At 47.5% G+C, this 21,629-nt stretch carries 19 protein-coding genes; 12 read left to right on the forward strand and 7 right to left on the reverse strand.

The window, feature by feature from the left end:
• Positions 1-2: 2 nt before the first annotated feature.
• Positions 3-455, reverse strand: a complete 453-nt coding sequence (locus BMW79_RS15920; protein ID WP_089896384.1) for a cupredoxin domain-containing protein — start codon at positions 453-455, stop codon at positions 3-5.
• Between the two features lie 11 nt (positions 456-466).
• The gene (locus tag BMW79_RS33740; protein WP_143059175.1) at positions 467-592 is read right to left on the reverse strand and encodes a cytochrome c oxidase subunit 2A; all 126 of its coding nucleotides are present in this window, start codon (positions 590-592) and stop codon (positions 467-469) included.
• A 232-nt stretch (positions 593-824) separates the two neighbouring features.
• On the opposite strand from BMW79_RS33740, the gene BMW79_RS15925 reads away from it, so the two are divergent.
• From BMW79_RS15925 to BMW79_RS15960, 8 genes are all read left to right on the forward strand, one after another.
• The gene (locus BMW79_RS15925) at positions 825-1,328 is read left to right on the forward strand and encodes a low affinity iron permease family protein (RefSeq protein ID WP_089896913.1); all 504 of its coding nucleotides are present in this window, start codon (positions 825-827) and stop codon (positions 1,326-1,328) included.
• Between the two features lie 42 nt (positions 1,329-1,370).
• Positions 1,371-1,967 carry an RNA polymerase sigma factor gene (locus BMW79_RS15930; RefSeq protein WP_089896387.1) on the forward strand — a complete coding sequence of 199 codons (597 nt, stop codon included), beginning with the start codon at positions 1,371-1,373 and terminating at the stop codon, positions 1,965-1,967.
• A gap of 94 nt (positions 1,968-2,061) precedes the next feature.
• Positions 2,062-3,264: a FecR family protein gene (locus BMW79_RS15935; protein WP_177192192.1), complete on the forward strand. Its 1,203-nt coding sequence runs from the start codon at positions 2,062-2,064 to the stop codon at positions 3,262-3,264.
• A gap of 154 nt (positions 3,265-3,418) precedes the next feature.
• Positions 3,419-6,823 carry a SusC/RagA family TonB-linked outer membrane protein gene (locus BMW79_RS15940; protein ID WP_089896391.1) on the forward strand — a complete coding sequence of 1,135 codons (3,405 nt, stop codon included), beginning with the start codon at positions 3,419-3,421 and terminating at the stop codon, positions 6,821-6,823.
• Between the two features lie 17 nt (positions 6,824-6,840).
• Positions 6,841-8,256, forward strand: a complete 1,416-nt coding sequence (locus BMW79_RS15945; RefSeq protein WP_177192193.1) for a RagB/SusD family nutrient uptake outer membrane protein — start codon at positions 6,841-6,843, stop codon at positions 8,254-8,256.
• Positions 8,257-8,277: 21 nt separating this feature from the next.
• A complete protein-coding gene (locus BMW79_RS15950) occupies positions 8,278-9,048 on the forward strand; it encodes a DUF4843 domain-containing protein (protein ID WP_089896395.1) in 771 nt (256 codons plus the stop codon).
• A 26-nt stretch (positions 9,049-9,074) separates the two neighbouring features.
• Positions 9,075-10,577, forward strand: a complete 1,503-nt coding sequence (locus BMW79_RS15955; protein WP_089896397.1) for a PKD-like family lipoprotein — start codon at positions 9,075-9,077, stop codon at positions 10,575-10,577.
• A gap of 19 nt (positions 10,578-10,596) precedes the next feature.
• The gene (locus BMW79_RS15960) at positions 10,597-12,477 is read left to right on the forward strand and encodes a redoxin domain-containing protein (protein ID WP_089896399.1); all 1,881 of its coding nucleotides are present in this window, start codon (positions 10,597-10,599) and stop codon (positions 12,475-12,477) included.
• Positions 12,478-12,557: 80 nt separating this feature from the next.
• Here BMW79_RS15960 and BMW79_RS15965 read toward each other — a convergent pair whose 3' ends face one another.
• Together BMW79_RS15965 and BMW79_RS15970 are read right to left on the reverse strand one after the other, a co-directional pair.
• Positions 12,558-13,112, reverse strand: a complete 555-nt coding sequence (locus BMW79_RS15965; protein WP_089896401.1) for a hypothetical protein — start codon at positions 13,110-13,112, stop codon at positions 12,558-12,560.
• A gap of 37 nt (positions 13,113-13,149) precedes the next feature.
• A complete protein-coding gene (locus tag BMW79_RS15970) occupies positions 13,150-14,118 on the reverse strand; it encodes a SphA family protein (protein WP_089896403.1) in 969 nt (322 codons plus the stop codon).
• Positions 14,119-14,393: 275 nt separating this feature from the next.
• On the opposite strand from BMW79_RS15970, the gene BMW79_RS15975 reads away from it, so the two are divergent.
• Positions 14,394-14,882, forward strand: coding sequence for a hypothetical protein (locus BMW79_RS15975; RefSeq protein ID WP_089896404.1), 489 nt, complete (start codon positions 14,394-14,396; stop codon positions 14,880-14,882).
• 633 nt (positions 14,883-15,515) lie between these two features.
• On the opposite strand, the gene BMW79_RS15980 is transcribed toward BMW79_RS15975, so the two are convergent.
• From BMW79_RS15980 to BMW79_RS33900, 3 genes are all read right to left on the reverse strand, one after another.
• Entirely contained in the window at positions 15,516-16,130 is a 615-nt protein-coding gene (locus tag BMW79_RS15980) for an outer membrane beta-barrel protein (RefSeq protein ID WP_089896406.1), read from the reverse strand.
• A gap of 21 nt (positions 16,131-16,151) precedes the next feature.
• On the reverse strand, positions 16,152-16,778 hold the full coding sequence (locus tag BMW79_RS15985; protein ID WP_089896408.1) for a DUF4136 domain-containing protein: 627 nt from the start codon (positions 16,776-16,778) through the stop codon (positions 16,152-16,154).
• 692 nt (positions 16,779-17,470) lie between these two features.
• Entirely contained in the window at positions 17,471-17,635 is a 165-nt protein-coding gene (locus BMW79_RS33900) for a hypothetical protein (RefSeq protein WP_177192194.1), read from the reverse strand.
• Positions 17,636-17,725: 90 nt separating this feature from the next.
• Between BMW79_RS33900 and BMW79_RS15995 the strand changes: the two genes are divergently transcribed.
• From BMW79_RS15995 to BMW79_RS16005, 3 genes are read left to right on the forward strand one after another with little or no spacing between them, the layout of a single operon-like run.
• On the forward strand, positions 17,726-19,837 hold the full coding sequence (locus tag BMW79_RS15995) for a DUF3300 domain-containing protein (RefSeq protein WP_143059176.1): 2,112 nt from the start codon (positions 17,726-17,728) through the stop codon (positions 19,835-19,837).
• A gap of 17 nt (positions 19,838-19,854) precedes the next feature.
• Positions 19,855-20,379 carry a hypothetical protein gene (locus tag BMW79_RS16000; RefSeq protein WP_089896415.1) on the forward strand — a complete coding sequence of 175 codons (525 nt, stop codon included), beginning with the start codon at positions 19,855-19,857 and terminating at the stop codon, positions 20,377-20,379.
• A gap of 41 nt (positions 20,380-20,420) precedes the next feature.
• Positions 20,421-21,614: a BamA/TamA family outer membrane protein gene (locus tag BMW79_RS16005; protein WP_089896417.1), complete on the forward strand. Its 1,194-nt coding sequence runs from the start codon at positions 20,421-20,423 to the stop codon at positions 21,612-21,614.
• Positions 21,615-21,629 lie beyond the last annotated feature (15 nt).

The raw sequence follows: 21,629 nt of genomic DNA on the forward strand, positions 1-21,629 counted from the left end.
TTTTATTTTTTGGGATAGTTGACGATGATTTCTGCCTGCATATTCTGATGACCGGTGCCACAAAATTCATGACATACCACTTTGTACACACCGGGTTCATCAAACTTCACGGTGGTTTTGGATACGCCTCCGGGTACGCCCATCAGGTTGGTATTTTTGTTGAAAATATTAAATCCATGTACTACATCCAGGGAGGTGAGGAACAGATCTACCTCGCTACCCACCGGGATATAGGCAATAGACGGCTCAAAATTCCACATGCGGGCTACGTAAAAGATCTGGTAGGTATGTGCGTCGATCTGGTTGACCCTGGCTGTTTCATAAGATTTATCATAAGGCAGGCACTCGGTAACATCGGCCTTTTTAGCCCCCATGGCATAAAAGAGGGAGAAAATAAAAAGACCGGAAACCAGGAGCGCCGTAATGATGACATTCCTTTCAAATTTATCGATCATGAGCGGTGGTTTTAGATCCTGGAAAGCATAATGAAATAGATGCCAAACCAGATGATAAGTCCGAGTGTAACGAGTAATGCAAAGAAAGCAATCGCCCCACGGGGGACAAATTTCTCCGGGTTGTTCGATTCCTGCATATCAGATAGGTTTTACTATCTCTATACAAACAAGTCACCCGAAGTGTTTGGCAAGAGGGATTAAAATTTGCAGAAAGGGGCATTTCGCGACCTACAGACCCCGGGGAAGGAGAGCGCCCGTAAAAGGGGCGTCAAGGGAACAATCTGGGGCAAAAACAGGGGTTAAATGGCTTTAAATGCGCTGGTGCAAAAGTTGCTGGTACATCTGTCTATAAAAAAAATAACCATGGCTATGCAAGCACTCACTGACAAAAAGAGAAAGAAGAACTTTTTTGAAGCAATGTCTGTCAAAGTCATCGCTGCCACCGGCAGTCCCTGGGCTTTTTTTGTGGCCCTTACAGTAATCGTGGTATGGGCGGTGAGCGGCCCGGTATTTCATTACTCGGATACCTGGCAGCTGGTCATCAATACAGGTACTACCATTATAACCTTCCTGATGGTATTTATTATCCAGAAATCCCAGAATAAGGACTCCAAATCAGTGCAGCTGAAACTGAATGAACTGATTGCGTCCAACAAAGCGGCCAGCAACCGGCTGATAGACGTGGAGAATTTATCGGAAGAGGAGCTGGATATCCTGCACAAATACTATTGCGTGATGGTGGAAGAAACCAAAAAGAGAATGTCGATGACGGAATCACATTCTGTGGAAGAAGCCATCGGGGATGCGTTGAGTAAACATGAAGAAGACCTCCTGACCCGTAAAGCACCTAAAAATAAAGATCTTAAGAAATAGTAACTTTGCTCTAAATTACAGGGATCAACCAAACAGTCATCATTGGAGGAAAACGTATTTAACGAGCAAGCATTACTTTTATCGGTGTCGGCAGGGGATGAACATGCATTTTCGCTGTTGTACCATCATTATTACCAGCTGCTCCGTCCTTTTGTATGGAAGCTGACCCGCTCGGCCACTGATACCGAAGAAATCATACAGGAAACCTTCATCCGGGTATGGCTGTACCGGGACAAATTGCCGGAGATTATCAACTTCCGGGCCTGGATTTTCAAGGTTACTTCCCGGGAAAATCTGACTTATCTGCGTAAAAAACTACCGGCCATGGCCACCGCCGACGAAGATACCGATACCAGTGCGCAGGCGCCGGTAAATACTCCTTTTCAATCTTTACAGGCAGCCGAAGTAAAACAACTGATCAGCGAAGCTATCAACCAGTTCCCGGATCAGCGCAGGAAGATTTTCCGGATGAGCCGTGATGAAGGGATGACCGCCGCTGAAATTGCCGCCGCCCTTTCTATTTCCGTTCAAACCGTACACAATACAGTAACTACTGCATTGAAGCAAATCCGGGATTACCTGGAAGCACATGGATATATTATTCCTTCCCTCATTTATTTGTTACTACATCTGCTTTAAATTTTTTTTTACCCTGGCGTAGTAGTGATCCTCGTTTTCCGCTTCTTATATAGCAGGAAGGGAGATGATCCCGCCGCTACCTGTAATATTGGCTATGGACAGACAACAGATATTATACTTGCTGGAGCTGCATTGCGAAGGAAAGCTGAGCGCCGTACAAAGCCGGGAACTATCGGCACTGTTGCGGGATACGCCCGAAGACGAGCTGCTGGAAGTGCTTTCCGAACTAACGGAGCAACAGGCGGCCACGCCTTATGAAATTACGTTAGATGCTTTGCAGCCGGCGATTTACCGCGTGCTGCAAACCGACAAATCGCAGGAAGCAGTAACGGAAGAAGCGCCGGGTTCACGGAAAACGCTGCTACGTCCGCTGCTCCGCTGGAGCTGGGCCGCTGCGGTACTGGCATTGATTGCTATTGCAGGCTGGTGGTGGCAGCAGCAACACCGCAAGGTGAATACTCCGGTGGTGGCTTTAAATGATATTGCGCCGGGCAGATCCGGTGCTGTGTTAACACTGGCCAACGGACAGCAACTGGTGCTGGACAGTTTGAGGCAGGGCGTCATTGCTACCCAACAGGGCACAACGCTCCTGTTAAAGGAAGGACAACTGGCGTATGAGGGTGCGGGTGCCCCGGAGGGAGATGTTGCCTGGAATGTGCTCACCACGCCCGCCGGAAGACAGTTTAATATAGTGCTGCCGGATGGTACCAGGGTTTGGCTGAATGCCGCCTCTTCTATCCGTTATCCCGCCGTATTCAATGGCAGGGAAAGAGAGGTAACCGTAAATGGGGAAGCCTATTTCGAAGTAGCCGCCAATGCGCAACAACCTTTCCGGGTAAACGTAAACGACCGGATGAAGGTAGCGGTACTGGGAACCGCCTTTAATATCAGCAGTTATGTAGATGATCCCGATATCAGGGCCACGCTTTTGACGGGAAGTGTACGGGTGAATGATCTTAAAGCCGGTAATACGGAAGGCGTATTACTGCAACCGGGACAGCAGGCGCAGCTGGATAACCATGCAGCGCTGCGGGTAGCCGGGAACGTGGCCACCGACCAGGTGATCGCCTGGAAGAACGGCTTCTTCGATTTTAATCAGAAAAGCCTGCGCCAGGTAGCCGGACAAATCGGACGATGGTATGATGTGGAAGTGGTGTACGACAAAAATGTAAGGGACGTGGAATTATATGGAAAAATCAGTCGGGAAGTGAAATTGTCGGATATGCTGAAACTGCTGGAAACAACGGGGCTACATTTCCGGCTGGAAGGAAACCGGCGCCTGCTCGTCTTACCATAATTATCTATACATATGATATCGTAAAAATCAAAAACGGTCCATGCCATAAAAAAACCGCTGCAGATTCGCGGTCTGCAGCGGCGTAATATGGTAGTGGTCAAGTAACAGAGATCTTGTCAGACTCAATTTTTATCAACCAAACCAAACGCAATTTATGCAAAAAACTGCTCTTTTCAACCGGAGCGTTGCTGCTGCATGGGCTTCCTGCCTGAATGCCCGCAGCCACTTAATCGTGAAAGTGATGAAACTGAACTTTATCCTTCTTACCTGTTGCCTGCTGCAGGTGCATGCCGTGGTACTTTCCCAGAAGGTAACACTGGCCGTTAAGAATGTTCCTTTACAGGCTGTTTTCGACAGCATCGAAAAGCAAACCGGCTACACGGTTTTCAGCAGCATGGCCGTACTGAAAAGTGCGAAAAGGGTTACCGTGAGCGCCGTTGAAATGCCGCTGCCGGAATTCCTCGACCAGGTGCTGCAACACCAGGATTTGGATTATTTTATTACGAACAAAACGATCGGCATTTCCCCGAAAACAGGCCATCTCCCCCCTGCAGAATATCCTGCTACCGAAGCTCCGGCCCCGGGCATAGAAGTGCATGGTAAACTCACGGATAAAAACGGCAAACCCGTCAGCCCGGCTACCGTGATGGTCAAAGGCCAGGGCATTGCCACTGTTACCCGGGAAAACGGTACCTACACCATTACTGCGCCGCCGGATGCTACGCTGGTTTTTTCCATGCTGGGATACAAAACCCAGGAAGTGAAGATTGCCGGCAGAACCCAGATGAATATAGTGATGGAAGAAGCCATCACACTGCTCAACAGCGTGGTATCCACCGGTATCGTAGAACGTAAGAAGGAAAGCTTTACCGGCGCTACCGTCACTGTTACCGGTGATGAGTTACGGCAGATCGGTAATCAGAATGTGATCCAGAGCCTCAAAACACTCGACCCTTCCATTATTGTGCTGCAGAACAACCAGCTGGGTTCCAATCCTAACCAGTTGCCTGCACTGGAGTTGCGCGGGAAGAGCAGTCTTACCCAGACCGAACTGCGCGACCGCTTTGGCGGAGATCCAAACCAGCCCCTGTTTATTCTCGATGGTTTTGAAAGTGACCTGCGCAGCATCGTAGACCTGGATATTAACCGCGTAGCTTCGGTGACCATCCTGAAAGATGCGTCTTCCACGGCCTTATACGGTTCCCGTGCCGCCAACGGTGTGGTAGTAGTGAAAACCAGGCAACCGGAACAAGGCAGCCTGCAGGTGAGCTATACTGCGGATTTCCGCCTGGACATGCCCGATCTGAATGATTATAACCTGATGAATGCAGAAGAGAAGCTCGAATTCGAAAGACTCTCCGGCCGCTATACGGATAAAAACTTAAATCTCTCTTACCTGTATCAGCCCTTATATGATACCATTTATAACATGCGTTTAAAAAGAGTACGCATGGGCGTGAACACCGACTGGATGGATATTCCCTTACGTACCGGTTTTACCAACGGGCATTCCGTGTACGCCTATGGTGGCGATCAGCAGATGCGCTACGGCGTTGGGGTAAACTACAGAAAAGTGCAGGGCGTGATGAAAGGCTCCGGGAGGGAAACCTGGGGCGCCAATTTCGACCTGATGTACAATCGGGGCAAACTGAGTATCAACAACAAATTATACATCAGCGGCTACTCCGCAGATGAATCACCTTATGGTGCGTTCTCCTTGTATTCCAGGGCCAATCCCTATTATACGCCCTATGATGAAAACGGGAAAGTACTGCGCCTGCTCGAAGCAGGACCTGTAACACAACAGGTATCCGGTTTTGCAGATGTGCCCAATCCGCTGTACAATGCAATGCTCAATAGCATGAATAATGAAAAGCAGCTGGACATCCAGAACAGCCTGCAGGCGATCCTGCGGTTTAACAAAGACTTACAGTTGCAGGGCGCTTTACAGCTGCGTAAAGGAAGCGATAAGATCGAACAGTTTACACCGCCGGAAAATACCACGTTTGATAACAGCAGCGTATACGAAAAAGGAAACTATACCCAGACGCGCACGGATAATTACAGCTACCAGGCCAATATCATGCTTACCTATGCGAAAGTATTGGCCGGTGTACATATCATCACCGCGAATGTGCGGGGAGATATTGCACATTCCAAAGACGACGCCATCACCAATGTGGCAGTAGGTTTTCCGGCGGGCAGCAATGGCAATCCTTCTTTTGCTTTTAGCTACCAGCCCAACAGCAAGCCTCAGTCCAATACAAATGTATACCGCAGAAGTAACCTGCTGGGTAGTGTGAACTATAGCTATGATAACCGCTACCTGCTCGACTTTACCTATCGCGTGGATGGGTCTACCGCTTTTGGTTCAGCAAAAAAATACTCGCCCTTTGTATCACTGGGTATTGGCTGGAACATCTACCGGGAGCGTTTCTTTCGCTCTGATGTGATAGATGTGCTGCGGCTGCGGGGGAATATTGGCAGCACCGGTAACCAGAACTTTGGCAGTGTGGTGTCTACTTCCGTGTATGCGTATGATCGCAAAACCAGTTTACTGGGGCAAGGGTTGAACTTGTCCGCCTATGGCAACAGCAACCTGGAATGGCAGAAAACCATCAGTGCCAACGTGGGAATGGATCTCGTAATGTTTCACAACCGGTTAACTGCTACCGTGGATGCCTATCGGAAAAATACCGATCCGTTGATTGTTATCACCGATCTGCCTGCGTCTACCGGTATTGTGGGATATGCCACCAACGCCGGCAGTATGCAGGTGAAAGGCCTGGAGGCCACTATCCGGTTCACCGCCATCAAACAAAAGAACAAAGGATTATTGTGGAATACCGGCATTTTCGGCGCTATTGTGAGAAGTGAATACGGTGGACTGGGCAACAAATTAACCTCACTGAATGATAAACAACTGGCCAGTAAATCGTTGGTACGTTACAGTGATGGCTACAGTCCGGATGATATCTGGGCGGTAAAATCAGTGGGTATTGATCCGGCCAATGGACGGGAGGTTTTTGTAAAGAAAGATGGTCAGTATACCTACACCTATGATCCGGCGGATGTAATGGTCGTGGGTAACAGTCGCCCTAAAGTGGAAGGCGTGTTCAGTAATAATTTCTCCTATAAAAATTTCCTCCTGGGCATTTCCCTGCGCTACCAGTTTGGCGGCGATGTATTTAACGATGCGCTCTTTAATAAAGTAGAAAATATCGATGTCAACAGTATTGCCCTGAACCAGGATAAGCGTGCCTTTTATGACCGCTGGAAAAAGCCGGGAGATAACACCCGCTTTAAATCGATTTCCTTAACAGACAATACACCAATGTCTTCCCGCTTTGTACAGGCGCTGGATGTGATCAGCGGGGAATCTGTCAGCCTGGGTTACCAGGTAAATGACGCTGCGTGGCTGAGAAGACTGCGGCTGAAAGGTTTCCGGTTTAATGTGTTCATGAACGATATCTTCCGGATCTCTTCTGTAAAAGCAGAGCGTGGCATTGATTATCCGTTCGCCAACACCATTTCTTCGAGTTTAAATATTTCCTTTTAAGATAAATGCTGATGCAGATGAAAAATATAGCAATCGTTCTGATGATGAGTAGTATGCTGGCAGCCTCCTGTAACAAGTTTCTGGATGTTACGCCACGGGATCTTATACTGGAAGACCAGGTGTACAGCACAGAAGCGGGCATGACCAATGCGTTGAATGGTGTATACCTGGGTATGACCTCCGATGCGTTGTATGGTGGCAGTCTTACGCTCAGTACCGTTGAGGTGATGGCACAGCGTTTTGATCTGACTACGTTCGGCCATTCCTGGAAAGAAACGGGCGTGTTCAATTATAACAACGCCAATGTAAAATTTCTCTTTAACAATACCTGGACAGAAGGATATAAAAACATTCTCAATCTGAATGTTTTCCTGCAGAAAGTGCGGAACACCAATGGCGTGGTGAGCGCAGCGAATAAAGACCTGTTGATGGGAGAGGCCTTTGGTTTGCGGGCGATGATCCATTTTGACCTGCTGCGTTTATTCGGTCCCGTATATGCCACCAATTCTTCCGCAGTGGCCATTCCTTATTACACTGCGCCTTCGCCGGTGGGAAGTCAGCCGTTGGCGGCCAATACGGTTTTACAAAACGTATTGAACGACCTGGACTCGGCAGCAACACTGCTGAAAAATGATCCGCTGATTACCGCAGGACCCATGCAGGTAAGTGCCACAGACGGCAATACTTTTTACCGCTACCGCAATGTGCATCTGAATTATTACGCCGTAAAGGCATTACAGGCCAGGGTACATTTGTACGCCGGGCATAAAGCAGAAGCCTATACGCTGGCAACAGGTGTGATCACGGATGCCACCAAATGGTTTCCATGGAGTATTCCTACCACTGTAGACGCCGTATTTTCATCGGAAGTACTGTTCGGACCGCAAAACCTGGACCTTTACCTGCAACAAAACCGCTACTATGCGAGTACGCTCTCTGCGGCCACCATTCTCGCTCCCGGCGATACCCGGCTGAGCGCCTCCTTCGATGGTAATCTGAATGATTACCGGTTCAAAGCCTGGTGGAAACGTCCTACCTCCGGTGGCAAAACTTTCTATACATTCTTTAAATACGATGATCCCGGGAATACTACGGAACTGAATATTGCGCGGTATATGCAACCACTGATCCGCCTCACGGAAATGTATTACATCGCTGCAGAAACCGAAACAGACCCGGTAAAGGCGCTGGTATGGCTGAACAAGGTGCGGTTTAACAGGGGCCTGGCCGATCTGCCGCCTACGGCAGACCTGCCGAAAAGCATCCGGAGCGAATATGTGCGGGAGTTCTTCGGCGAAGGGCAGCTGTTCTTTTACTACAAGAGAACAAATGCGGCATCGATTCCCAACAGTACCGCTCCTGCCGGAAACAGGGATATGACGGATGCGCAGTACGTAGTGCCACTCCCGTTATCAGAAACACAAATCAGGTGATCATCTTCCAAAAAAAATGACATGAAAAAATTGATGATATACGGAATGCTGGTGCTGGCGTTTACTTCCTGTAAGAAAAACGACATACCCGCCTATTCCGGTGAAAACAGCCTCTATTTTGCCCTGGCGGTAGATCCGCCAACACCTAATACCAATGAGGTGCGCCGTGATAGCGCCACCGTTTCCTTTGGATTCAGTTTTGGCGCTACCGACAGCATACTTCGTATACCCGTAAAGGTAACCGGCCTGCCGGTGCATGCCGCCAGAAATTACACCATCAGCGCAACGGGCGCCAATGGCGCAGTAGAAGGTACCCATTTTGATTTTGCGAAAAAAACGTTTACGATACCGGCCGACAGCCTGTCGGATACGATTCCGCTTATTTTGCACCGCACTGCTGACCTGAAAACAAAAACAATGATGGTCACTATTACACTGGTGCCCAACGAAAATTTCGTCACTAAAATGCTTAGTGAAACGATCAGCGGTACCACACAGGTGCTCAGCCTGAATACCTTCCGGGTATTCTTTAATGATATCCTTTCGGAGCCGGAAACCTGGTCGGAATACTACGTAGGAAAATTTACGGTGAAGAAGTTTTATCTGATGGGGAAGGTATTAAACCTGGATCTGGACCGCTTCAGTGGTCCTGCTTTTTCCCAGATTACTTTCCAGGAACTCAATTATTATGGTATTGCCATGCAACGTTACCTGAACCGGATGAGAAGCGAAGGACATACCGTATACGAAGACGACGGAACGGAAATGGTGATGGGAATAGGTGTGCAATAAGCATTGTTCAATCAAAAAAAAAACACATGATGATCAACAGATATTTTCTCTCTGCTTTCCTGCTAATACTGCTGGTAGCTGGTTGTACGAGAGATAACTCAGATAGTGGCTCGTCCATCAATGAAATTGCGATCGACAGCCTCAAACCCACCTACCAGGTGTTGCAGGGCGCCGTGTTGCAGATACAGCCTGTATTGTCTTTTACCATGGATAATGGTAATGATACCAGTCGCTATGAATATGAATGGTTCGTAGCTTCCACCCGGAAAATTCCACTGGCCGGTACCCGTAATCTCAATATCACAGTGAATATCGCACCCGGTACCTACGATGTATACTTCCGGGTACGGGACCGTAAAAGCGATGTGCAATGGAGCAAAAAAACGCAGCTGATTGTACGCACTGCTATCTACGAAGGATGGATGGTATTGTGCGATGTAAACGGCACTGCCAGGCTCGACATGATCACAAAAAACGATACGGGTTACCGCGCTATCCATGATGTACTGCAGTTTACCGGTTCCCAGCTGAAACTCACCGGGGCGCCGGTAGATGTAGCCTGCTTTCCGTATTCTTTTGTACAATATGGCATTTATGTATCTGCTACCGGTACCGGCACTACGAAAATAGATCCGGAAACCTTTGGCTGGAAGCCTGAAATGTACCTGTCGTATGAAACGCTGATGAAAGATATTCCCGATAACTTCCTGGCCGACCGCATGATTGTGAAGGGATCGATGTTGTCCAGCTTCCTGTACAAAGACGGGAATGCGTATTACTACAGTGGTGTAAATGGTTTGCGTTACAGTTTGCCGGTAAATATTGTAGCAGGAGAAGTAAAGGAATTTAAAGTATCTCCCTATATCGTGAGCAGTCCGGCGGATTTTGCAGACTATGCACCTTCCGTGATGTATGATACAGAGAAGCGCCGCTTCCTGCAGCATGCCCCCAATAAAACCAATGTCAGTGCATTGCCGGTGGGTAAGTTATTCGACTACAACAATACCGGCATGGACCTGGTATACATGGCCAGTTCGCTGTATAACGGCTCCTTTTCGGGAGGGGAGATATTTGCGATCCTGAAAGAACCAGGTACCGGGAAATACCATCTCGGCAGATTTACGATTAATGCCTTCGGACAAAACTTTGTGCAGAACTACTGGGAAGATATCACCGCCACCGATTTTGATAAAGCAGCGCAGTTTGCCGTAAGTCCTGATTATGGGTATGTGTTTTACAATGTGGGCGGAAAACTGTATGAATATGACATCTTCACTAAAACATCCAAACTGATGCTGGATAAGGGCGCTGCTACGATTACCAATCTGAAATTCCAGCGCTTCCTGAATGTATTCACCGGTACCACCAGCAAATATAAGAACAAGCTGGTAGTGGGCAGTTACGACGGTACCGGCAACGGCACCTTTGAAATTTACAGCGTGCCACCGGTAAACGGAAGCCTGAAATTAGAAGAAAGCTACACCGGGTTCGGTAAAATAAAAAGTATCGCCTACCGGGAAAGAAATTAATACTTAAAGCCAAACCATCATGAAAAAATTACTCGCTACCCTTGGGGGGCTGTTGCTGGTGCTATGTGCCTATAGCAAAGGAGAACTGGTTATTTCCGGGAAAGTAAAAGGAGATCTGAAGGGCCGTAATAAGATCTATATCACCGACTATACCATGAAAGACAGCGTTACGGTAAAAGACGGACACTTCGTTTATCATTATTCCATTGAGCATCCGGTAACGTTGTACGTATACACGCAGTTCCACAGCGAAGCAGGTATCTTTGCTTTTACTCCGCTGGTGATAGATAAACCTGGCAATGTAGAGGTAGATTATGACCTGGATAAAGGCTACAACGCCGTGGTTTCAGGTTATGAAACCACCGTGGAGTTTAATGCATTTATAGACCGTTACAACCCGATCAGCTATACCTCGAAACCAGATGATCCCGCTTCACAGGCCGCCGCCAGGGAAAAAACAATCGCCCTTTTTAAGGATATCATAAAAGCTCGTCCGGATCGTTTCAGCACAGCTTATGCCATCAATGAATTTGGCTCGCGGCTGGAACCGGCGGTACAGCAGGAATTGTACAACGGGTTGGGTAAAAATGCCAAAGCCTCCGAGCCGGGTGTACATATCAAAGCAAGACTGGAAGGCCTAAAGAACGCTGCCATCGGTAATATTATTCCGGACTTCTCCCTGAAAGATGCCGAAGGGAAATCCTTCAGCATCCGGGAGTTGAAAGGGAAATATGTGATCGTTGATTTTTGGGCCAGCTGGTGCGCACCTTGCCGGGAGTCATTTCCGCATCTGAAATCCGTATATGAAAAATATAAAAGTAAAGGGCTGGAAGTAGTCAGCATCTCCATCGATAAAAACCGCGAATTCTGGATAAAAGCTATGCAGGAAGAAAATATGCCCTGGAAGCAATTGCTGGATGATAAGAACATCGCAGAGTCAGGTTTTGCAGTGACAGGTATTCCGGCCATGTTCCTGCTCGGACCGGATGGCAAAGTATTGGAGAAACAACGGGGGTATGCACCGGGTGGAGGTGTTATTGACGCGAAGCTGGAAGCCTTATTCCCGGAAAAGGCAGTATCGAAGTACATCGACTACGACCAGCTGCAACAGGCCCTGGAACCAAAGGTACAGTCCCTGGCAGCACAGCATCGCTTTACCACCATCCCGGATTTGCTGTATCAGCTCCGTTCGCTGAAAGACCTGGAGAAGATACCGGTATCCCAACCGCTGCCTGCTGCGGCCGGCAAGGTGATGAAGGGACGTGATATTTACACCGGTTGCAGGGACGGAGTGCTGATGCTGGGGAAATTATACAATTGCGGCTCCTGTGATCAGTTGCATGCCGGCACGTTGGCTACGGCTGTGGCATTAACAGCAGATGGTTTATGCGCCACCAATTATCACGTATTGCAGAACGTGCTGGGAGCTGTACAAACTGGTAAATACCGCGACAGCCTCATTTATGTAGCTACCCCGGCAGGTGAGGTATATAGCATAGAAAAAATCCTGGCTTTTAATAAAGACGGGGACGTAGCAGTATTCAAAGTGAACACAAACGGGGCGTCGTTGCATCCGCTGGCGCTTGGAGAACCGGCAGAAGTAGGTGATGTGGTGCATGCCATTACGCACCCGGCCGGCTACCTGTACTATTACAGTACCGGCGTGGTGACCCGCAATATACATGTGTCAGGTGCAGGGGCGCCGGGCAATCGCATGGAAATATCAGCCGATTTTGCGCGTGGCTCCAGCGGTGGTCCTATCCTCGATGACAAGGGCAATATGATTGGTATGGTGGCCAGTACCATCCCGATCTATTATGTGCAGGATACGGAGAAAGCTTTCCAGATGGTGATTAAGAGTACAGTACCGGTACAAACCATCCGGGCGTTATTGATGTAGCCGCAAATCATTGGGAGAACGGCATAGAAAGCCCCGATGCGGCATGTGCCGGTCGGGGCTTTTTTATGACAGGTATCCGTTTAGTTTTTTTCTTTGAGGAAGTTGCCGCCGTTGTCAAAGAACAACCTTTTTTTATCGCTGCCTTTGTGCACAGCTACTTCGATCTGTTGTTCTGTTTTATCGGGGCGGATGGTTCTTTTGATTTTATCTGAATCGATCAGGTAGCCTTTGTAGTTCGTAACAATGTAGGTAGATACTTTCTGGGGGAGACGGGAATTTACGAGTAGTTCCTTTGCTTCAATCAGGTGGCCGTCCTCACCATAGGTAGCTTCCAGGTTACCGCCTTTTTTGCCGGTGATCCGGAGTACATAGATGTTATAGTCGTCGCTGCCAATTTCAGCGCTGTTGTTTTCGGTAACTTCCCAGTTTGACTTATACGTTTTCAACGGCATTTTCAATACCTGTTTCAGGGTCATCTGGGGAAAGTGTTTCCTCAGGGAATCCTGTACGGCTCTGGGAATGGCGTTGTTGTTGATTTTCTGGGCGTCTACCAGTACGTCCTGGTCCTGTGCGTGGAGGGTGCCGGTGAAACAGAATAGGATCAGCAGCATAAATGGTAAGTGCAGTGCTTTCATGATATTTGGTTTATGTGAAAAATTTGGATGGTACGAGTTATTTTTTCTCAAATGATTTCAGGCTATATCCCAGTGTGAGCATAAACATATTTCCTTGTATGCGGTTCTGTGCGCCTATTTCAGCCAGCCATTTCAGATCGAACAGCATCCGGATGTGCGGGGCGTAGTAACTTCCTTCCAGGCCGGCACCGAAGATCTGGTCTTTGGCAGGGTCCAGTACAAATCCGCTGTTCAGCGGAATTTTATCATCCGTTGTTTTAAACTGCATATAATACACCACACCGGCGTTGATGATCCTCGGTACAGGGCCTGCTGTGGCCTTTTTGTACCAGGTTTTACCGAGTCCGCCTTCAATGGTGAGGTTGTCGCCCGTTTTTACATCGGAGTCTTTTTTATCGCTGTTTAATGCGTAGGAGAGGAGTGCTGCAAAGTGAAAGAGCTTTGCTTTATCAAAGAAAACGGTGCTGCCGGCAGAGAATTCATTCACCAGTTGTCCGAGTCCGGCGTTGTCGTCTCCGCCCATTTCATATTTGCCGCTGGGGAAGTAGAGTGCATACCCGGCGAGGAAGTCGGCGTGTTTGGTATGCCAGCCCAATTGAACCGGCTGGAAATAAATATCCGAAAATGCAAATGGTGATTTGGTGGTAGTTACGGTAGACTCCAGCCGGTTGCTCGCAAAGGGGAAGAGTACAGAACCGCCGTAGTTGGCGCCGAGTATTTTGAGGTTAGTGACCCAGCTGCCGCCGATACCGGTAACAAACATGTTTAGTCCAAGGTTATCTGTGATCACATCTCCTTTGCTGTTTTTTAGTTTGGAACCGGTATAGAAATAAACCGGCACCAGCAATGAAAAGCCCGGAGGTGTTTGTGTACCGGATTGCAGGCCTACATCGCCGAGCAGGTGATCTCCTTTCAACTGGGCGGTAGCAGGGAATACCATCAACATGCACAAACTGACGGAAAGAATAATATGGAGGGGGATGCGCATAATCTCTTTGTTCATCATCTTGCAGAAGTTTAAAAATGCAATAAAAGAGATGAGAGAGATTTGTATATGCCTGGAAGGGAAAATTCTACTTGTAAATTAAACAGATATTTTTAAAATGCCATGAACTATTTTATAAAAAAAACAAGAAAATTATATAACCTTTCGTTGCATCATGATGTTATAGAAAGATAAGCTTACAACAATCCTTCCTGGCATACACTCCTTTTAGCAGATCATCTTCACTGTGGCACACTTGATTGCCTATCCTGCACGCAATCGTAAAAAAAACACTTATGAAGAAAACAGTACTTATTCTGATGTTCTGCTGGTATGGTCATGCGTTCGGGCAGGCTGCCAATGAAGACCTGGCGGTGATACAGACCGTGTTTGGAAAAGAAAAAAAGGCCGTGGTAGAGCAGTATATGCAGCTGGACAACAGCCAGGCGACTGCTTTCTGGCAGTTATACGGCGCCTATGAATCCAACAGACGGGAGCTTTCGCGGGAACGGCTGGTGATCCTGAATGATTATGCAAAAGCATATGATCAGCTGGATGATAAAACGGCTACCTCGCTGGCAGAGCGGACCATTACCAATGATATGGCCTACGACAAGTTTCACAAACGCTACTTTAAAAAATTTTCAAAGATTATAGGCGGGAAAAATGCCGCTAAGTTTTTTCAACTGGAACTCTATTTTCAGAATGCCATCAGGTCTTCCATCCTGGATGAAATACCTTTTATAGATGAACTGGAAAAGAGTAAGAAGTCTACACGCAGTTAATATACAGCCATCACGAAGTCACCTAAGCATTTGTAGAAAAAGCAACGGATGGCCGGTCAGCAACTATAGTGCAGTTGCCCATCGCCTGAGATATAATCAACAATACAGGCAGAGCCGGTCCGGAAGATCACGGATGGTAGTGGGGTTGTATAATCGTGCAGGCTCCGGGCCGACACTCTGCCCATTTATAACATTGATCAGTAGTAAAACGGTATATAAAATAATTAGTTGAAGTTCTTTACAACCCGCCATCGTGATTCACACCTGTACGATTCACTTTAGTACACTAGCGTGGAATCTACAGGCGATGAAGATTGCGGGGTGTTCTCACCCTGCATGTTTTTTAAACTACCGGCACAGGATCAGGAATGCCCTTTATCTGAACGATTTATAATGGTTGAATGAATGAAAACGGCAGGGAATTCTTTCCCTGCCGTTCCTGTTTTATATAGATGATACTCCCGGTAATGGAGCGGTTTTCTGTATCAGACGGCGCGTTACATCTCTCCCGTAATAATTACCAGCGCTTGTAACGCGATTAAATAAAAAGGCTGCGTCTTAGACAAGACACAGCCGTTCCTAAGCATAAACAAATTAGCAATCATCAATTCTTAAGTGTCGTCATCAATATTTTTAGTTGTTCAGGAATAACCCGATATTGAAATTGAAGCTCTTGAGATTGTCAGTTTTGAAGAGGTCATTCTTATTGGTCGCAAAAGAATAATTTGCACCCAGTATAATGCCCCAGTTAGCGCCGGTAGGCCGGATCAGCGCACCAATTTCCGGGCGGACATTAAATCCCCAGCCATATTGTGCATCTTCAAACACATTGTAATAAATGGTTTGTTCGGCGTACTGCGTACCAATACCTACACCTACATACGGCATTACTTTTTTACCATAATTAAAGTAGTAATGTGCAGTGGCGGTAATAGGTACCGTATAGATTACCCTATCCATATCGGTAGTGATGGCTGAATTGCCATCTTTGTAAGTCACCGTTTGCGTAGGAATATATTGCTCGTAAGAGTTCCAGCCAACTGACAGCCCAAAGGACACCGGTGCTTTTTTCAGGAAGTACCGGTACTCCGCTTTGCCGCCCGCGAAACTGGTTTTATCCAGGAAGTCGTTGTTCGTAGGAATAGCTATTTCCCAGGAAAGACCGAAGAGATTATTGATCCTGCCCTGAGCGAAAGTTTTCCCGATACCCAGCGTAAGCACTAATCCCAGTATGATTAACTTTTTCATAATTAACTTTTTTATAGTGAACTATTGGGCTTTCAGGTAGGGTGACTGATTGAATGCCTGATCAATACCATCCAGTGCGCGTTGCAGATTGGTAGAGGCTGAACTGCCTAAGGCGCCGTTCAGGTTCATGGTCCAGGTAACATCCAGTTTCTGGTTGGCCTGTGCATTTTTTACATCAATGATTTCAGCGATCACACTACCGGTAGTAATGGAGTAGGTGGTAGCCCATGGATAGTAGTAAGGATAGTACCAACCCCAGTCCCATGGATCCCAATAGCCCGGATATCCCCACCAGTAGCCTGGATACACTACGCCAACGGTCACATCTTTTACCGCAACGGTATTAATACCCAGATCTGGTTTGAAAGCTCTGCCTACATATACATAGCCCCTGGCTTCCATGTTTTTGCGGATCTGCGCTACCAGAGATTTTGCCGTATTATCGGTGAGTATACTGTCTTTCGGATTGGAACTGATATAAGCTACCGTATCCGAGATATAGAATGTCTTGAAGCTGTTGAACTGCGCTGCGGGATCCCTGTCCGTCTGCACCACAAAGTTGCCCGAAAGCTGTGACAGATCCGGCTCTTTGCGACAAGCTGCCAGCAATATCAGCGCTAATAACAGGAGATGATTAATTCTTTTCATTTCGGTTTTTTTTGAGTCATTACAATAACTATCGTTATGGACTGGTCGAGGCCTCCAGCTGAGGGAAATACCTAACTGATAAAAGGATGTTTACGGGCCTTGATGGATGGAAGAAGTAAAGGTGTTCGCATTCATAATTATGATTTAGTTGTTGAGAATACATCATTCATTGTTTTACCGGGAAAGAAAAAGGCGCAAAAAAGTCCTTTATCCTTTCAGATAAAAATTCGTGTCTCTACTGACGGCCACAACGGCTTAGCCAATACAAAAGGCAATGTTTGATGATGCTACATAACTATGCTTAGGGATAACACTCAGGTATTTTCAATTCGCTATATACATTCCTGATTGTTTAAAGTGTCCGGTCTTTTTTGGTTAGTGCCTGAATGGAATTTTGTTAATCTGGTGACAGTGTTTCAATCTAACACCATAAATCGTGGAAATGTTTAAACATACTGTTTTATTTTTTTTATAGGTTTTTTTGAGTTGTGAATATCAGGGGAAACAGCGCCCGGTTGATAATTGTTTAACTGATGTTTAATATTTTTTATTTTTTGGCAGATATTATAGAAGCGATTATCTTGCAGCTATCACCTCGTTTTTTTCTCCTGAGCATAGCACATCGCAGCACATCATCTTCCTTATTTTTTATCGTAATTATTATCAGTCATATTCTCATTCCATGTATAGGTTCATTCGCCTGTATCATTGATGGGATGGGTATTACGGCAGATTTCAGGATACTTCTTTTTCGTAACGTGGAATTTAAAAGGTATACATGCGGCGTGTTCCCGCGCTGCATTTTCTTTCACTTTTCCAGGCATAATCATCACGTCATCATCATGCGTCATGTTCATACAAGCTGAGTAGTCAGCCAGATGTTCCCGGCGGCTTTACACCTTAACACTCACGGAAAGTAAAAGCATATGATGTTATACCGCATATTTTTGATGCTACTGATCGCAGGATGTTGCTCCCTTTATTCCAGCGCACAACAATGGCCTTATTCCATTCCTGTTTCCCAGGGTACAATAGTGGTGTACCAGCCCCAACCCCAGTCGTTCAACAACAATCAGCTGTCGGCTATTGCGGCAGTCTCCTTTCAGAAGAAAGGGGCTGACCCGGTGTTTGGTGCAGTGTGGATCGATGCCAGTGTGCTCACCGATCGCGATACACGTATCGTAACCCTGCAGGCGCTGAAAGTATCCGACGCCAGGTTCCCGGGAACTGCCGATTCTACAAAGCTGTTGCAACTCAGAAACCTGCTGGAACAGGAATTGCCCAGGCATCAGCTGCATATTTCCCTGGATGAATTGCTGAGCGAGCTGGCAGAAAACAACCCGGGCGCGGCTGCGGAAGCCGGACTGAAGAATGATCCGCCAAAGATCATCTTCAAAGAACAGAACAGCTTGCTGGTAACAATCGACGGAGAACCCAAAGTGCAGGCAGATAAAACGCTTGGTGTTTCAAGGGTAGTGAATACACCTTTTGTAATAGTACAGGAGAAGGCTGGTCACCCCTTTTATTTATTTGTTGGCGGGAGATGGTTTAGCGCTTCACATACCACCAGTCCCTGGTCGTATGCAAAGAACCCGCCTTCCGCTATACAGAAAGTAGGGAAGCAGATCATGGCCAACAATAAAGAAACACCGCTTTCACTTGATTCACTGCCGGAGATCATTGTCAGCACAGTGCCGGCGGAGCTGATCCAGAGCAACGGCACGCCCGACTTTGCGCCTGTGGCAGGCACAGGTCTGTTGTACATGAGTAACTCGGCCGACAATATTTTTATGCAGATCTCCTCCCAGGAGTACTATGTACTGCTGGCAGGGAGGTGGTACCTATCGCGCAGTTTGCAGGGCCCATGGGACTATGTGGCGCCGGCAGATCTCCCGAAAGATTTTGCCAGCATACCCGAAGGCACGCAAAAGGATGTGGTATTGGCAAGTGTACCTGGTACACCGGCTGCAAAGGAAGCCGTGATGGATGCCCAGGTGCCGCAAACCGCAAAAGTAGACCGGAAGAAGGCGACAACTACCGTTACTTATGATGGGACGCCAAAGTTTGCAGCCGTATCAAACACGGGGCTGGAATACGCGGTAAATACGGCCTCCACGGTGTTGAAGGAAGGAAATGTATATTATGTGGTAGATAAAGGCGTATGGTTTACGGGCAACAGTCCGAACGGGCCATGGACGGCCGCAACCAGTCGCCCTGCGGAGGTAGACAAAATTCCGCCCAGTTCCCCGGTGTATAATATCAAGTACGTGTACATCTACGACGTAACCCCGGATGTAATTTATATGGGCTATACGCCGGGTTATACCGGTTGCTATGTAATGGGCCCTACCGTGGTGTATGGCACCGGTTATAACTATGCGCCCTGGTATGGCAGTATGTACTATCCCCGCCCGGTTACCTGGGGATTCGGCATGTCCTATAATCCGTGGACCGGCTGGAGCATCGGCTTTGGGATGAGTGTGGGCTTTTTTCATTTTGGTATCGGTTACAACTTTGGTGGCGGCTGGTGGGGACCACCGGTATTTCATCCCCCGTTCTTCTATCCTTATCCGCACGTGTATGGTCCAGTGGTGGTCAACAATATTCACGTCAATAACTTTTACAATCATACCAACATCTACAATCACCGCACCGATGTGATTACGCATGATCGTAACCTGTCGGGCGCTACACAGGGGCGTATTTCCAGGGCTACACAGGGAAATCTTTCCGGCGCTACGCAGGGACGTATTTCACGTGCTACCCAGGGGAACCTGTCCGGCGCTACACAGGGAGCAGTATCCCGGGCAAGATCGGGTAATCTTTCCGGTGCCGTACAGGCAGATCGTAACGGAAATGTATTTCAACGGAATAGCGATGGTGGCTGGCAACAGCGGCAGGGCAATCAATGGCGCCCTGCTACTAACGGCGCCAGCCGGCAACAGATGGAACAACAGTTTCAGCAAAGACAAAGGGGCTGGCAACATAGCCAGAACTTTCAGTCGTTTCAACGCCCCCAGGGCAACTTCCGCTCCGGCGGATTTCAACGCAGACATTAACCTAAAAAAAGTCCTATATGAAAACACTGATTTCCTGGTTACTGATGATGAGTATCACATATGCCGTGACAGCCCAGACCACCGCATATGTGAATGTGACCCTGGTAGAACCCGACCTGGTGACGACCATTTTCGGTAAGGATAAACAAAGCCTGCTGGCCGATAACCTGAAGATTTCCCCCCTGGAAGAAAAGGCTTTTGAAGAGGCTTTCCTCGACTATGAAACGGAGAAAGGGCCCTGGTTGGCAGAAAGGATTGCCTTGCTGAAAATGTATAACGAAGAATTTACCTCGCTGGATAATGCGAAACTGAATACGCTGACCAAACAGATGATCAACAACGACCTTGAGTTTGGCCGCCTGCAGATGCGCTATTTCCGTAAAATGAACAAACTGCTGGGTGCTACCCGGGCCGCCAAATTCTTTCAGCTGGATAGTTATATAGAGCAGTCGACCCGCGTGTATATCCAGAAGCAACTACCTTTTATCAAAGCGCTGGAATCCGATAAACAGGGACCAGTAAAAATACTGACCAGCAGGTAAAGAAAAATAAACTTTGGCATTTTCCCGAAAAAAGAAGCGGCATGTATAGCAGATCTCCGGTAGTAAAAATTAAATGGATACTCCTCCTGGGGTTTATTGCAGGGATTTCCCTGGAGGCAACTGCGCAGGATACGCTGGTAAAGCCGCAAAAAAGGAAAATCAGTTTGCATGACTCACTGGATCACGCGATTGATTTCAGTGATTTTATGATCGATGCACATGGGTTTATTCCTATACCGATACTGATCACAGAACCGGCCCTTGGTATTGGCGGCGCTATTGCCCCGGTAATGTTGCATAAACGGCATCAGCCGGCCAATTTTACAAAGCATAAAAACATGGCAGCCATACCGCCGGATGTGACAGGAGGCTTTGGTTTTTATACTGCCACCAAAAGCTGGGGCGTGGGCGCCGGCAGAAGTGGTACCATTATTCCCTGGGGACTCCGCTATAAAGTGTTTGCAGCGTACCTGGATATGAATCTCGATTTCTATAAAACATTGCCCATAAAAGGAGAAACAGAATTTGGCGTGAACCTGAAAACGATCCCGGTTTTTTTACAGGCAGAGAAACAACTGGGCTTCTCCAACTGGCATGCAGGACTGCGGTACATTTTTACAAAGACAACCGCTAAACTGGAAAAGTCCATCCTGCCGGATTCGTTGTTTAAACCAAAAGAAATGGATAACCTCAGCAGCATTGTGGGCGTGTTGGTAGAATATGATAAACGCGATAACTCGTTTACACCCAGTAAAGGCACGAAACTGCATGTAGGCGGCAATTTTTCCAATCATATTTTCGGCAGCGATTTCGATTATACCAATGTGGAGGCATATGCTTACCACTATATCCCGATCGGGCATAAGAAGAAGTGGGTATGCGGCTTACGGGTAGATATGCAGGAAGTATTTGGCGACATTCCTTTTTACTTCAAACCATCCATTGATCTGCGGGGCATTCCGAAGGGCCGTTACCAGGGAGATGTGAATATGCTGGTGGAAACAGAGCAACGATGGAATATCGTGCGTCGCTGGAGCGCAGTGTTTTTTACGGGAGTAGGTAAAGCCTTTGATGATTACTCAGACTTTGGATCGGCCTCCTGGGATTACAGTTATGGTACCGGTGTCCGCTACCTGCTGGCGCGCAAGTTTGGTTTGTACATGGGAGCAGATGTAGCGCGGGGGCCTGAGCAATGGGGATTTTATATACAGTTCGGCAGCGCCTGGCTGAAATAATGCCTTTAAATTTTT

Source organism: Chitinophaga arvensicola, assembly GCF_900110835.1.
GTDB lineage: Bacteria > Bacteroidota > Bacteroidia > Chitinophagales > Chitinophagaceae > Chitinophaga > Chitinophaga arvensicola.

What these genes read in the sequence shown, in the direction of transcription:
- BMW79_RS15920 (WP_089896384.1), bottom strand. Translation starts at nt 455, where the DNA reads ATGATCGATAAATTTGAAAGGAATGTCATCATTACGGCGCTCCTGGTT.
- BMW79_RS33740 (WP_143059175.1), bottom strand. Translation starts at nt 592, where the DNA reads ATGCAGGAATCGAACAACCCGGAGAAATTTGTCCCCCGTGGGGCGATT.
- BMW79_RS15925 (WP_089896913.1), top strand. Translation starts at nt 825, where the DNA reads ATGCAAGCACTCACTGACAAAAAGAGAAAGAAGAACTTTTTTGAAGCA.
- BMW79_RS15935 (WP_177192192.1), top strand. Translation starts at nt 2,062, where the DNA reads ATGGACAGACAACAGATATTATACTTGCTGGAGCTGCATTGCGAAGGA.
- BMW79_RS15940 (WP_089896391.1), top strand. Translation starts at nt 3,419, where the DNA reads ATGCAAAAAACTGCTCTTTTCAACCGGAGCGTTGCTGCTGCATGGGCT.
- BMW79_RS15945 (WP_177192193.1), top strand. Translation starts at nt 6,841, where the DNA reads ATGAAAAATATAGCAATCGTTCTGATGATGAGTAGTATGCTGGCAGCC.
- BMW79_RS15950 (WP_089896395.1), top strand. Translation starts at nt 8,278, where the DNA reads ATGAAAAAATTGATGATATACGGAATGCTGGTGCTGGCGTTTACTTCC.
- BMW79_RS15955 (WP_089896397.1), top strand. Translation starts at nt 9,075, where the DNA reads ATGATGATCAACAGATATTTTCTCTCTGCTTTCCTGCTAATACTGCTG.
- BMW79_RS15960 (WP_089896399.1), top strand. Translation starts at nt 10,597, where the DNA reads ATGAAAAAATTACTCGCTACCCTTGGGGGGCTGTTGCTGGTGCTATGT.
- BMW79_RS15965 (WP_089896401.1), bottom strand. Translation starts at nt 13,112, where the DNA reads ATGAAAGCACTGCACTTACCATTTATGCTGCTGATCCTATTCTGTTTC.
- BMW79_RS15970 (WP_089896403.1), bottom strand. Translation starts at nt 14,118, where the DNA reads ATGATGAACAAAGAGATTATGCGCATCCCCCTCCATATTATTCTTTCC.
- BMW79_RS15975 (WP_089896404.1), top strand. Translation starts at nt 14,394, where the DNA reads ATGAAGAAAACAGTACTTATTCTGATGTTCTGCTGGTATGGTCATGCG.
- BMW79_RS15980 (WP_089896406.1), bottom strand. Translation starts at nt 16,130, where the DNA reads ATGAAAAAGTTAATCATACTGGGATTAGTGCTTACGCTGGGTATCGGG.
- BMW79_RS15985 (WP_089896408.1), bottom strand. Translation starts at nt 16,778, where the DNA reads ATGAAAAGAATTAATCATCTCCTGTTATTAGCGCTGATATTGCTGGCA.
- BMW79_RS33900 (WP_177192194.1), bottom strand. Translation starts at nt 17,635, where the DNA reads ATGAACATGACGCATGATGATGACGTGATGATTATGCCTGGAAAAGTG.
- BMW79_RS16000 (WP_089896415.1), top strand. Translation starts at nt 19,855, where the DNA reads ATGAAAACACTGATTTCCTGGTTACTGATGATGAGTATCACATATGCC.
- BMW79_RS16005 (WP_089896417.1), top strand. Translation starts at nt 20,421, where the DNA reads ATGTATAGCAGATCTCCGGTAGTAAAAATTAAATGGATACTCCTCCTG.